Raw genomic sequence first — 11,716 nt, forward strand, 5'->3', positions numbered from 1 at the left:
AACAACTTATTTTTCACAAAGCTGCGCTGGTGCCATGATGAGTTAAATTTCTCCCTGCCTATTTTCATTCCACAAACACAAGACAAATCCTACCAAAATTAAAGTAATATTTATAAGAAAATGTCAAAAGAAAGAGGAGCTTTTCTTATATTTCGAAAAGCTCCTCTTTTTTAATGCGAAGATGCATCACTAATACCATGACCAGTATTAGATTTCACAAGAATTTCATCAAATTTCGCTGCATCTTCTTTCTTACTAGAGAAAACAGTTCCTAAATATGCTGCAAGAAACCCGAGCGGGATCGAAATAATTCCAGGTGTCGTATATGGGAATATCGCTTCTCCAATAAAAATAGCTTTTCCAGCTACTGGGTTCCAAACATTTGGACTTAACGCTACAAGAACAATCGCTGATACAAGACCAACAATCATACCAGAAATTGCTCCTGTTGTATTAAAACGCTTCCAATAGATTGTAAATAATATAACCGGTAAATTTGCACTCGCTGCAACCGCAAATGCTAGTGATACTAAAAATGCTACGTTTAATGTTTGAGCAAATAAAGCAAGTATAATAGATACTATCGCTACTCCAATAGACGCATAACGAGCCATTGACACTTGCTCTTTTTCCGTTGATTTTCCTTTACGGATAATCTCATTATAAAAATCATGAGCGAATGCTGATGCTGCTGTTAACACAAGTCCTGCTACTACAGCTAAAATAGTTGCAAAAGCAATTGCTGATACGAAAGCAAATAAGAAATCTCCGCCTAATGCTTTTGCTAATAAAGGTGCTGCCATATTACCAGCAGGGTTTGCTTTAATAATCGCCTCATTTCCTACAAACGCTGCTGCTCCAAACCCTAAGAAAATTGTCATAATATAAAACGCGCCAATTAACCACGTCGCATATACAACAGATTGACGTGCAGTTTTTGCATCACGTACTGTAAAAAAGCGGACAAGAATATGTGGTAATCCCGCTGTACCAAGGACTAGTCCTAAATTTAAAGAAAGTGTATCAAGACCATCCTTATACTTTACTCCTGGATTTAAAAACGAATCTTTTAATGGAGTAGCTGTTTTCATGTGAGCGAACATTTCAGTCACACTGAAATTAAATTTGGAGAAAACGATAACAGAAATAATAAATGTCCCTGCCATAAGTAGTACAGCCTTTACAATTTGAACCCAGCTCGTAGCTGTCATTCCTCCAAAAATAACATACACAGTCATAAGTGTACCTACGATTAATACAGATGTTGTATATTCAATACCTAATAATAGTTTAATAAGTGCACCCGCACCAACTAATTGTGCAATCATATAAAAAATTGAAATCGTCATCGTATTAAGCGCTGCTATACCACGAACTTTTTTCGCATCAAAACGTGCCGCAATCATATCCGCTAACGTGTACTTCCCTAAATTTCTAAGCGGTTCTGCGACAAGATATAGAACAACTAAATAAGCAACTAAAAAGCCGATACTATAAAAGAACCCATCAAACCCAGTTAACGCTATCGCTCCGGCTATACCAAGAAATGACGCAGCAGACATGTAATCCCCAGCAATAGCCAGACCATTTTGCCAGCCAGTTAATCCCCCTCCAGCCGTATAAAATTCACTCGCATTTTTCGTTTTTTTTGATGCAAAATAGGTTATGACGAGCGTACCAAGAACAATAATTAAAAATAGTGCAAACGCAGTAGTATTCAAATTCAGCCCCTCCCTTTTTGCATATCTTGCAGAATTTTTTGCGAAATTTCATCAAAGGATTCGGCTTTCTTGCTGTAAATCATACATAATGACCATGTCATAATAAATTGCGCAAAAGCAAATACCCATGCCCATGTCACATCACCAAACGCCGGTGTATTAAGCACCTTTGAATACGATGTTAAAATAGGTAGTGCTATAAAAAAACTTAAAAAGAAAATACTCATCGGAACGATAAACTTCTTTTTCGTATTTAATAACAATTGAAACTCTTCAGACTGAACAACTTCTGTATAGTTCACCTCATTTTGTAACTTACGTGCTGACGTATCATCTCGTTTCATTCTCTGGTCCCCTCTCTTAACTTAAAATACAATTCCTCCTTGCATACCTAAAGACTAAATTTTATAAATATTCAGAAACTTATTTCCATTTTAGACAATCCATACATTCCTGCAAAGATTTTTCGATAGACATTTTTCGTCATTTTCTCCTAAATTTTCAATATACTTTTTTAACATAAAATTTGATTGATTCGATTAAACTTTTATTCCCATTAAAATAGAAGAAAGAAGTAGTGCTTATCGCACTACTTCTTTCTTTGTCTCCTTTTCTAAATTACGAGCTGTTTCACTTAATTCAACGTCTTTTCCATCTTTAAGTGTTCTAAATATAAAATCGAATACTGGATTTGAAACTCCGAACCAAAACTTTTCATTTTTATAATGGTGTAATATGTGCTGTTTTTTTAGCCATCTTCCAAACTTAGTGAAGGGACGAATCGGTTTATGTGCAATATAATGTTTCCATTCATAAACGAGGAGCATGATAATCATTCCGATTCCGAATGAAAGTGTAACAGTAACACTTTTTGTAATACCATACGTTATAAGTAAATATATAGTAAAGCTAGGTATACTAAACCATACAGGCAAAAATAAAAGTTTTAAATCATCTGGATATACATGATGATCATAATGTAATCTTCTTAACATTTTTAATAAAAATGCGTTTTTAGGCGGCTTTAAATGGAATAAAAAACGGTGCGTCATATATTCGTTAAACGTATAAAAAACAATCCCAAACATACACGCTAACATACCAATCCATGTAAAAAATTGCATTTTTAAAATAATAATAAAAATTAATAGAACACTATACATAATAACAATATCATGTTGTAAAAAAAACTCTTTCACCACTCTCTTCATCTTACTTCCCCCTTTTCCACAAAAACAGCCGCAACATATCGTTACGACCATTTTTTTCTATTTCATTCTTATTCTATTCACTTTACAAATTTGCCTGCTGTTCTATTGTCGAGAAAAAAGTGTTCGGACCAAATATATTTTGCTTCGGAATAATGTGTTCTACTGCAAACACTGTTACTTCTCCTCTTTGTACTTCTCCAATAATGAGACCAAATACTTCATGATTTACCGCAAACGTTGGTTGTTTCGTTTGCAGTAACCTTGCTGCATTTTTAAATACCGCTTCATATAGTGGATTCCTATCAGTAATTTCTTTTCGGATTTTTGGTGCTAAAGTGATGATAATTTCTTTTCCGTCAATAGTGGTTCGATACATAAAAATCTCCCCTTCAATCTTATATGAACAACTGTAAAGCTTTGTATGCAAAATGGATAGAATATCCTACTAAAATAATACCTGCTCCGGCTGTAATATAGCCAAGTGCTTTTTTCTTTAATAAAGTTCTTCCAAAATGTACAGAAAAAGCAATATTTAAATTCCACAAAATAATACCAACAATAATACAAAGACTGTACAAAAAAGCTTCTTGTTTCGTTACCTTTGTAAGCAACGAGCTAAGTGTACTTCCATATATACCAAACCAAAAAATGAGATTTAATGGATTGGATATCGCAATTAGAAATCCTGCCATAAAAGATTGTTTAAGTCCACCTATCTCTTCTTGTTTATATTCCATATTAGAGTGAGAAATTCCTTGTTTTACACTTTGAAACCCTAAATAAAACAACAAGAAAAAACCAGCGCAATACATAAAAGCTTGTACATATGTATACATAAACACAGAAGATAAACCAAAATAAATAAGCAGCATAAACAAAATATCAGCAGTCATTCCTCCGATTCCAACAATCCACGCATGCCAAAATCCACGTTCAATTCCTCGTTTTAACATTTCAATATTAATCGGACCTACAGGTGCAGCTAATGAAATACCTAATACTATTTGTTGTATAATTGCTCCAAACATCACTCTATCCTTTCTACTTCTTTTACTATTAAGTAATGATGCAAATAAAGAAAATAGACTAGCTTTCATAAAAATTATTCACTAATACAATACCCTTTTTTATCCAAAATATGCAAAAGAGCCATCCAGTTGATGGCTCTTATTTCTCTACCCTATGATGAAAAGGACATTTACCTTTAATCGGCTCAATATCATCCCCTATGAAATATTGTTTCCATTCACGATGATTAGGATCGCCGTAGTGACTAATGTTAGGGTGCTTCGGCAACTGATCCCACTTTTCAACTCGTTCACGGACCATTTGTCTTGAATACGACCCTTTAGGACGATCTCCTTCTAATCCCTCGAAAATAGTTCGTGGCTGGAATCCAATAACGAGAGAATTTCCTAAATGCCTAGTCTTTCGCTGTTTATAAGCTGGCGCATTCCCAAATGCAAATATTGGTTCACCACCAAATGAAAATTCCCATAAATGATGGTCTGGATTTTTCGGGATTTGCTTTGGCCATAATTGATTATCTTGTTCATGCAAATATTGTAGTACTTTCCAAAAATAATCTCGATAATATTCGATTGATTTTTCTTCACATTCCGGTTCCACAAAAAGAAAAAATCCTCTTCTTACAATCGGCCGCTCTTTCATTAGCTCCAAAAAAGTTAACATTGTATTTGGCAAATGACTCCAATCATTATGAGAGAGAAATGAATAACGAAGTTCATTCTTCTTCAAAGCTGTTAAACCGAAATAACACGGGAAGGTTGGTTCTAACACGACACTCGAAAAATCATGAAATTCTTTTGCAACCCAATTCGGTATGTCGACTCTATTTTTCATCCCTTCATTATCTAATAAATAAGACTCATCCATTCTTTCACCTCATTATGTACAGCATTCACTTAAGAATATTACATACTCGGCTTGTCCTATACCTTTTTAAAAATTCAAGAAAAAATTAATTCAAAATACAAAATTTTAAAAACGCTTACTTGACTAAATTCTACCAATTCATGTATATTTAAATTAATCATTTAGCAGAATATTCGAGAATATAGCATTTTTTATTTTTATTATTTTTTAATGAATTTCACTAAATGAAAAAAGGAATCGTTTTTAGGAGGAATTGTGACATGCAAGGAAAAGTAAAATGGTTTAACAATGAAAAAGGTTTTGGATTTATCGAAATGGAAGGCTCTGAAGATGTATTCGTACATTTCTCTGCTATTCAAAGCGACGGCTACAAAGCTTTAGAGGAAGGTCAAGAAGTATCTTTCGACATTACTGAAGGAAACCGTGGACCTCAAGCTGCTAACGTAGCAAAACTTTAATCCCACTTATGACAGGAGGTTACCTTACTTGGTAACCTCCTTTGTTATTCCTTTGTATATTTCCGTTTTCCAGAGCAAAAACTATGTGAAATGCGCAAAATACAAAGGAGGCAATAACAATGGGTTCACATGTAAATGATTTTGAAGAAGTAAAATTCCGTGTAGAAACTGCACAAAAAATGGTAGGTTCTGCAACAATTTCAATGGATCCAGACACATTAGAGCATGCCACTACTGCAGTAGAATCGGCTCGTTCTCAGCTTGAAATCATGAAATCCGTTGCAACGGATTTAGATGAGCCATTTCTAATGAATGAAGAAAAAAAATTAAGTAAATGCGAGCATCAATTACATGAAGCGAAGCACTAAAAAACATCCAGAGAAAATTCTCTGGATGTTTTTTTATGACAATTGCTCCCCATACTTTTTCAACTTCTCTCCAACCGTACATTGCCGTATACAAAAAGAATGGGCATAGTATTTACTATGATTTTTCCGATTATGTTCCTGCAGGAAACACCCTCCGCAATACGTTTCTAATAAGTCATTTACCTCTGTAATGAGTTGCTTCTTCTTCACGTGTGCACCTCTCTATTCGGTTATTTCTTTATGACTATCAATTGTCGTCCCTTCTAATGCTTGCGCTGCTAATTGATGTGCCTCTTTATTTTGTTTTCTAGATATCGGTTCACAAATAAGTTTTAATTTCATTTGCTTCGCTTTTTGTTCAATTTGATCTAAGTAATGATTTAAATGTTCATCATAGCAAGGCCATTCACCAGCTAATTGCTGCAGTACAACTTGAGAATCTCCACGAAGTGTAACTGCTTCATATTTAATTCCTAATTCCTCGAGTGTATTCATCCCGTATAATAATGCTGCATACTCCGCTTCGTTATTATCATATATGCCTTCTATGTATGCATTGCGACGAATTCGGTAATTTGTATTTCCTTTTTTATAGTATACACATATACCAACCCCAGCTTCTTTCGTCTGTACATCATAACCACCATCAAAATAAACTTGAATTTCTTGCGGATTTTCCTCCACTTGCTTACTCAGTTTTTTCATTTCTTTTAATGACCATTCCGCGTCCATTTCATCGAAAAATAAAAGTTCTTTCACCCTACCTGTTTTCTCAAAATCCTCCGCAAATTGAAGCACTTCTTCTATGTTCATATAATCTGTTGTTAATTCAGTTTGTAAACCACGCTTCGTTTTATACAACCAATGTATTTTATATTTCATACTAGATTCCCCTTTTATAAGACTTCTTATATTTATCCCGCATGAACGGTCAGTAAGACTCCCACCTTAAAATTTAACGAAAGCAAAGAAGTTAGGCGGAAGATCAACTGTCCGTAAATGCCCGATTGGTTCAACTAATAATCAGTGGGGTCCCCCCACTGATTAAAGTTTCACTTTATTTTATTATATTTTATCAAAAGTCACAGTATTATATACAATTTAATCACATACAAAAAGAGCCATCCTAAGTAAGGACAGCTCTTTCATCTATTGCATAAATCTTTCAAATTGCACTCGCTTATTAATCCAATACATTACAGGCATACCAATTGCCATTACAACAAATTCACCAACTGCACAAGTTAGCCATGTCAATAAAAATGGCAGATCAAACGCAAGATGAAGTTCAATTGCAATCATAAACATTGTGACTGTAAAAATAACTGTATTAAAAATCATACGAGCCCAAACACCTTTAATGAAGCGCATAGAAATAATAGTTGCAAGTAATGCAAGAATTGATTGCCCTACTCCAAATACTAAATCATAAGCGATCATAGGTGAGAAAAAGAGATTCGTTAAAAATACACCTAATACAATCCCGTAAATTGCTTTCTTATTGAATACAACGAGATGATTAAACATCTCTGAAATACGAAACTGTACACTCGTAAAGCCAAATGGCTGAATAAGCATAGAAACAGCAATATATAATGCCGCTAAAATACCATTACCGACTAATGTTCTTATATTCATGACAAAATCTCCTTAGTTTTTTTACGTGGGATGGTTTCGAACCACGTTATTCGTTTTTAAGCAACAAGATTATATTTTACGCAATAGGCACTCTTTCGTCAATAGATTCCTATCATTTACTACCTTTTTTCTTTTGGACAACGTATAATAAAACATATGAAAGATTTAGGAGGTTTCACTTCATGACAGCAACAATTCAAAATGAAAAAGTGATCGTTTCCATTTCTGACAAAGGTGCAGAATTACAAAGCGTTCGCTTAAAAGAAGATAACACTGAATACTTATGGCAAGGCGATTCTACTTATTGGGGGCGCCGCGCACCAATTTTATTCCCAATTGTCGGCCGATTAGTAGATAATACATACTACGTAGATGGTAAACCATATTCTTTAACACAACACGGCTTTGCTCGTGATCTTACATTCTCTGTAAAAGAACAAAGTGAAACGAATATTACTTATATTGTTACTAGTAATGAAGAAACATTAAAAAAATACCCATACGAATTCGAATTACTCGTTTCTTATGAGCTAGATGGACAAATCGTTCATGTAACATATGAAGTAAATAACCCTACTTCAAAAGAGATGTTCTTCTCAATCGGAGCACATCCTGGTTTCAACTTCCCCTTATTAGAGGGCGAATCATTTACAGATTATCATTTATCATTTAATGGTTCTGAACGCTTAGAAACAAGCGTATTAGAAGGACCTTATCTTTCAAGTAAAAAGCAATTAATCGCTGAAAATACGAATGAATTGCCACTTACATACGATTTATTCAAAAATGATGCACTTATTTTTGAAAATATGAATACGGATGAAATCTCTATTCGTTCTCATAAACATAATAAATTTGTAAAAATAGAATTTGACGGATTCCCATTTGTCGGTGTATGGACACCAGGCGAGAACGCACCTTTCTTATGTATTGAACCTTGGTACGGGATTGCTGATGAAGTAAATCCGGCAAAAGATTTCAAGGAAAAAAAAGGAATTCAATCTTTACAAACGAATGAAACATTTACATGTCGTTATAGTATTACAATCGACTAAGTTACTCTATCCCCTACTTCAAAGAAACATATAAGTAGGGGATCATCTTATAATTTGGAGGTTTCTCATTTTGATTGAAGTATATATTGATGGTGCATCAAAAGGAAATCCTGGTCCTTCTGGTGCAGGAGTGTTTATTAAAGGGGTGCAACCAGCTGTACAGTTATCATTGCCCCTTGGGACAATGTCCAATCATGAAGCAGAATACCACGCTTTACTTGCGGCATTAAAATATTGCACGGAGCATAATTATAACATTGTCTCTTTTCGTACCGATTCGCAGCTTGTCGAGCGAGCTGTCGAAAAAGAATACGCAAAAAATAAAATATTTGCACCACTATTAGAGGAAGCACTGCAGTACATAAAAAGTTTCGATCTCTTTTTTATTAAGTGGATTCCAAGTAGTCAAAATAAAGTTGCTGATGAATTAGCTAGAAAAGCTATCTTACAAAATTAACGGGGGTATGAGTGTGAAAAAAGATTGGATTGCTCCTCTTGCTTTATTATTTGTCTCTTTTATTTGGGGAGCTACGTTTGTTGTCGTCCAAAATGCTATGTCTTTCGTTGGTCCATTTACTTTTAATGGGATTCGCTTTTTATTCGCTGGAATTATTTTATTATTCGTTCAAATGATTTTCTCACAAAAAACTTCAAAACAAGATATAAAACAGAGTAGTCTCGCTGGATTGATTGTTGGATTCTTTTTATGTGTTGGCTATTTATTACAAACATTCGGCTTACTTTATACAACTTCTTCAAAAGCTGGTTTCTTAACTGGACTTAGCATCGTTATGGTTCCAATCCTATCTTTTATCTTTTTAAAACAGCGGGCTACAATTTTCATCGTACTTGGTATTGCTGTAGCAACAGCAGGTTTATACTTATTAACGGCTGGTGATTCTTTTCAATTAAACATTGGAGATATACTCGTTCTCGGTTGTGCAGTTGCTTTTGCTGCCCATATTCTTGTTAACGGTTTCTTTTCTAAGAAAATATCACCTTTATTACTAAGCACCTCTCAAGTATTAGCTGTCGGTATATTTTCTTCTATTTGCGCTTTTTTGTTTGAAGATTGGGAAAAATTATTTTCAGTTTCACTATGGACGAATCAATCCTTTTTATTCGCTCTATTTCTAACTTCCCTATTTGCGACATCAATTGCCTTTTTCATTCAAACTTCTGCACAAAAACACACTTCTCCAACGAGAGTAGCAATAATCTTCGCAATGGAGCCTGTTTTTGCAGCATTAACAGGTGTTCTAGTAGCAAATGAACAGCTTTCTATTTCTGCTATTATTGGATGTCTATGTATTTTCCTAGGTATGGTTTTTGTTGAATTACCTTCCAAAACAAAAAAAGAAGCGCAGGCTGCGTGAAGTTACGCTTGTAACTTCCGCATAAAAGCCTTAGCGCTTTTTTTATCTGTAATTTCTTCTTCTTTCAATCGTTCTAATAACGCAACAAAATAACTGCCATCAAACTGTAATTGATGTTTAATCGTCGCTTCTATTGCTACGTTCACAATCCCATCAGATGCACCAGTATATCCTTGTCCGAACATAATAAATCCTTGTGCTTCCTCTGATAATTTAAATCCTTTCGTATGTAAGAATGAAAGATAATCTTCTACTGTTTGCATGATATTCCCACCTACTCAAAAATTCTCCACTTCTTATCATACATGTTTTTATACTCTATGAGAATGAAATTTATTTGACAACTTTGTAAATCTATCGTCTACTTCTTAGAAAAAAGAGGAGTTCCTTACAATATAAAAGAATATGTAAAGTGGAATTTATTTTATATTAAAGGGGATATCGAATGAAACAAGCACTATTAATTATCGATGCTCAGCAAGAATTAATGGATGGAAATGAACAAGAAAATGAAGTTTTTCGTAAAACCGAGCTATTATCTACACTAAATACAGCCGTACAGAAAGCAATAGATGCAAATGCCCTTACTGTTTTCGTAAGAGATATCGATGTTGCTTCTGGTAGCGGAGAAGGATTTGAAGTACATAATCAAATTAAAGTACCTCAGTCTGCAATCCTTATTAATAAAGCAGCAACAAACGCATTCTATGGCACTTCTTTACTTGAACTTTTAAAAGAAGAGAAGATTAGCCATATCGTTATCGGTGGATGTAAAACAGAACATTGCATCGATACCGCCGTTAGAACAGCAACTGTACAAGGATTTGACGTTACATTAATTAAAAATGGTCATTCCACAACTGATTCTAACGTGTTATCTGCAGAGCAAATTATTGGTCATCATAATAAAACTCTACATGGACATTATAACGTTGATCATTTTTCAATGGTTAGAGATGTCGAGGAAGACCTTTTTCAACCTATTCATGATCAATATCGCGATTAATTTGGCTATAAAAAAGAATCCTTTTCACAAAAGGATTCTTTTTTATCCAAAAATTTGCGCTGCAATACTGTATAGTTCTCCATTTCTTTTCAAAAATTGATCACTATTTTTTATCATAATTGGTGGGGTATTAACCTTTTGAAAACCAGTAATCTCTAATTCTTTCATGAAACCTTTCTTTCCTTCTGGTACATCAATTCTTAATTTACCATGATGCTCTCTTGCTAAATAATGTACCATTCTCATTGCCATCGCATCATTTTTAGCAACGACCGGTCCTATTATTTTATTTTCTGGCGTTTGTATACTTAAACCGTAACCTAATACATTTTGTTGTGCATCCTTTGTAACAATACATTGTTCACTTTGAATAATTCGATACTTTAAAAACTCTTCTCTATTTGTTCCAAATGCATCTTTATCTATTTGTATTATTTCTTCTAAATCACGTTCTTCATAATTCACAATATACTCTTCATTTCCTACACAATGGTAATTCGCATTGTACGAGTTACATATGTATTTAGAAACATAACTAACAGCCCTGAATCCTAGTTTTTCATATAAAATTTCCCCCTCATCCGTGGCAATAAGCATAATGGGGGTTTGAGTTAATACGCTTTTAACACATAAATCCGTTATTATCTTTCCAATCCCTCTTCCTTTATAATCTGGATGTACAATTACCATTCCAATTGAGGCTAATGTCTCCCCGTATAGTATAATTGCTGCGCTAGCAATAAGCTCTTCTCTCTCATTTGCTACACCATATACTATACCCGTATTCAAAATCATCTCAATTTCCTCTCTGTTGTAATCCCAGCCAATATGAGAAGATAATGCTACAATATCCTCTATTTTCCCTTTCCTAAGACGCTCCACCCTAATCTCCACTTCAATCATTCCCCATCTCCTTCTTTAGACGTTTGAACCATTCTGCATGAATCAACTTGTACATGTTTCCCTTTATCACTCACACACATATCC

At 34.2% G+C, this 11,716-nt stretch carries 17 protein-coding genes and 1 riboswitch; of the genes, 6 read left to right on the plus strand and 11 right to left on the minus strand.

Annotation, left to right across the window (positions count from 1 at the left end):
• Positions 1–170: 170 nt before the first annotated feature.
• The 6 genes from B5P40_RS05210 to B5P40_RS05235 all read right to left on the minus strand — a co-directional run bounded on the left by B5P40_RS05210 (position 171) and on the right by B5P40_RS05235 (position 4,828).
• The gene (locus tag B5P40_RS05210) at positions 171–1,721 is read right to left on the minus strand and encodes a solute symporter family protein (RefSeq protein ID WP_002189050.1); all 1,551 of its coding nucleotides are present in this window, start codon (positions 1,719–1,721) and stop codon (positions 171–173) included.
• A gap of 2 nt (positions 1,722–1,723) precedes the next feature.
• Positions 1,724–2,065, minus strand: a complete 342-nt coding sequence (locus tag B5P40_RS05215; RefSeq protein WP_000817375.1) for a DUF485 domain-containing protein — start codon at positions 2,063–2,065, stop codon at positions 1,724–1,726.
• A gap of 237 nt (positions 2,066–2,302) precedes the next feature.
• Positions 2,303–2,932 (minus strand): sterol desaturase family protein, encoded by a 630-nt coding sequence (locus tag B5P40_RS05220; RefSeq protein ID WP_002126527.1) that lies wholly within the window; start codon positions 2,930–2,932, stop codon positions 2,303–2,305.
• Between the two features lie 82 nt (positions 2,933–3,014).
• Positions 3,015–3,308, minus strand: coding sequence for a hypothetical protein (locus tag B5P40_RS05225; RefSeq protein ID WP_002011898.1), 294 nt, complete (start codon positions 3,306–3,308; stop codon positions 3,015–3,017).
• 19 nt (positions 3,309–3,327) lie between these two features.
• Positions 3,328–3,960 (minus strand): LysE family transporter, encoded by a 633-nt coding sequence (locus B5P40_RS05230; RefSeq protein ID WP_002189048.1) that lies wholly within the window; start codon positions 3,958–3,960, stop codon positions 3,328–3,330.
• A 139-nt stretch (positions 3,961–4,099) separates the two neighbouring features.
• Positions 4,100–4,828: a YqcI/YcgG family protein gene (locus B5P40_RS05235; protein ID WP_002193174.1), complete on the minus strand. Its 729-nt coding sequence runs from the start codon at positions 4,826–4,828 to the stop codon at positions 4,100–4,102.
• 260 nt (positions 4,829–5,088) lie between these two features.
• Here B5P40_RS05235 and cspB point away from each other — a divergent pair, with 260 nt between their 5' ends.
• Positions 5,089–5,286, plus strand: a complete 198-nt coding sequence (cspB, locus tag B5P40_RS05240; protein WP_002011904.1) for a cold shock-like protein CspB — start codon at positions 5,089–5,091, stop codon at positions 5,284–5,286.
• A gap of 119 nt (positions 5,287–5,405) precedes the next feature.
• Complete coding sequence (locus B5P40_RS05245; RefSeq protein WP_002011905.1) at positions 5,406–5,654, plus strand: DUF2564 family protein; 249 nt, start codon at positions 5,406–5,408, stop codon at positions 5,652–5,654.
• A gap of 33 nt (positions 5,655–5,687) precedes the next feature.
• Here the strand turns inward: B5P40_RS05245 and B5P40_RS05250 are convergent, their stop codons facing one another.
• The 3 genes from B5P40_RS05250 to B5P40_RS05260 all read right to left on the minus strand — a co-directional run bounded on the left by B5P40_RS05250 (position 5,688) and on the right by B5P40_RS05260 (position 7,292).
• Complete coding sequence (locus B5P40_RS05250; protein WP_002011906.1) at positions 5,688–5,864, minus strand: zinc-finger domain-containing protein; 177 nt, start codon at positions 5,862–5,864, stop codon at positions 5,688–5,690.
• A gap of 12 nt (positions 5,865–5,876) precedes the next feature.
• A complete protein-coding gene (locus B5P40_RS05255) occupies positions 5,877–6,536 on the minus strand; it encodes a ribonuclease H family protein (protein WP_002189046.1) in 660 nt (219 codons plus the stop codon).
• Between the two features lie 267 nt (positions 6,537–6,803).
• The gene (locus B5P40_RS05260) at positions 6,804–7,292 is read right to left on the minus strand and encodes a QueT transporter family protein (RefSeq protein WP_002011909.1); all 489 of its coding nucleotides are present in this window, start codon (positions 7,290–7,292) and stop codon (positions 6,804–6,806) included.
• Between the two features lie 6 nt (positions 7,293–7,298).
• Positions 7,299–7,343, minus strand: a riboswitch (PreQ1 riboswitch).
• Positions 7,344–7,474: 131 nt separating this feature from the next.
• On the opposite strand from B5P40_RS05260, the gene B5P40_RS05265 reads away from it, so the two are divergent.
• The 3 genes from B5P40_RS05265 (at position 7,475) to B5P40_RS05275 (ending at position 9,723) form a co-directional block, all read left to right on the plus strand.
• Complete coding sequence (locus tag B5P40_RS05265) at positions 7,475–8,347, plus strand: aldose 1-epimerase family protein (RefSeq protein ID WP_113708949.1); 873 nt, start codon at positions 7,475–7,477, stop codon at positions 8,345–8,347.
• A 70-nt stretch (positions 8,348–8,417) separates the two neighbouring features.
• Positions 8,418–8,804: a reverse transcriptase-like protein gene (locus B5P40_RS05270; RefSeq protein WP_002011911.1), complete on the plus strand. Its 387-nt coding sequence runs from the start codon at positions 8,418–8,420 to the stop codon at positions 8,802–8,804.
• 13 nt (positions 8,805–8,817) lie between these two features.
• The gene (locus B5P40_RS05275) at positions 8,818–9,723 is read left to right on the plus strand and encodes a DMT family transporter (protein WP_002189044.1); all 906 of its coding nucleotides are present in this window, start codon (positions 8,818–8,820) and stop codon (positions 9,721–9,723) included.
• A gap of 2 nt (positions 9,724–9,725) precedes the next feature.
• On the opposite strand, the gene B5P40_RS05280 is transcribed toward B5P40_RS05275, so the two are convergent.
• Entirely contained in the window at positions 9,726–9,986 is a 261-nt protein-coding gene (locus tag B5P40_RS05280; RefSeq protein ID WP_001195213.1) for a DUF6123 family protein, read from the minus strand.
• 182 nt (positions 9,987–10,168) lie between these two features.
• On the opposite strand from B5P40_RS05280, the gene B5P40_RS05285 reads away from it, so the two are divergent.
• Positions 10,169–10,729 carry a cysteine hydrolase family protein gene (locus B5P40_RS05285; protein WP_002193177.1) on the plus strand — a complete coding sequence of 187 codons (561 nt, stop codon included), beginning with the start codon at positions 10,169–10,171 and terminating at the stop codon, positions 10,727–10,729.
• Between the two features lie 42 nt (positions 10,730–10,771).
• Here B5P40_RS05285 and B5P40_RS05290 read toward each other — a convergent pair whose 3' ends face one another.
• Positions 10,772–11,632: a GNAT family N-acetyltransferase gene (locus B5P40_RS05290; protein WP_113708950.1), complete on the minus strand. Its 861-nt coding sequence runs from the start codon at positions 11,630–11,632 to the stop codon at positions 10,772–10,774.
• Positions 11,633–11,716 lie beyond the last annotated feature (84 nt).

This window comes from Bacillus sp. SRB_8, from assembly GCF_003264205.1.
Lineage (GTDB): Bacteria > Bacillota > Bacilli > Bacillales > Bacillaceae_G > Bacillus_A > Bacillus_A mycoides.

Coding starts and splice junctions, on each gene's coding strand:
- B5P40_RS05290 (WP_113708950.1), bottom strand. CDS start 11,632: ATGATTGAAGTGGAGATTAGGGTGGAGCGTCTTAGGAAAGGGAAAATA.
- B5P40_RS05215 (WP_000817375.1), bottom strand. CDS start 2,065: ATGAAACGAGATGATACGTCAGCACGTAAGTTACAAAATGAGGTGAAC.
- B5P40_RS05285 (WP_002193177.1), top strand. CDS start 10,169: ATGAAACAAGCACTATTAATTATCGATGCTCAGCAAGAATTAATGGAT.
- B5P40_RS05220 (WP_002126527.1), bottom strand. CDS start 2,932: ATGAAGAGAGTGGTGAAAGAGTTTTTTTTACAACATGATATTGTTATT.
- B5P40_RS05225 (WP_002011898.1), bottom strand. CDS start 3,308: ATGTATCGAACCACTATTGACGGAAAAGAAATTATCATCACTTTAGCA.
- B5P40_RS05235 (WP_002193174.1), bottom strand. CDS start 4,828: ATGGATGAGTCTTATTTATTAGATAATGAAGGGATGAAAAATAGAGTC.
- B5P40_RS05245 (WP_002011905.1), top strand. CDS start 5,406: ATGGGTTCACATGTAAATGATTTTGAAGAAGTAAAATTCCGTGTAGAA.
- B5P40_RS05255 (WP_002189046.1), bottom strand. CDS start 6,536: ATGAAATATAAAATACATTGGTTGTATAAAACGAAGCGTGGTTTACAA.
- cspB (WP_002011904.1), top strand. CDS start 5,089: ATGCAAGGAAAAGTAAAATGGTTTAACAATGAAAAAGGTTTTGGATTT.
- B5P40_RS05260 (WP_002011909.1), bottom strand. CDS start 7,292: ATGAATATAAGAACATTAGTCGGTAATGGTATTTTAGCGGCATTATAT.
- B5P40_RS05230 (WP_002189048.1), bottom strand. CDS start 3,960: ATGTTTGGAGCAATTATACAACAAATAGTATTAGGTATTTCATTAGCT.
- B5P40_RS05280 (WP_001195213.1), bottom strand. CDS start 9,986: ATGCAAACAGTAGAAGATTATCTTTCATTCTTACATACGAAAGGATTT.
- B5P40_RS05265 (WP_113708949.1), top strand. CDS start 7,475: ATGACAGCAACAATTCAAAATGAAAAAGTGATCGTTTCCATTTCTGAC.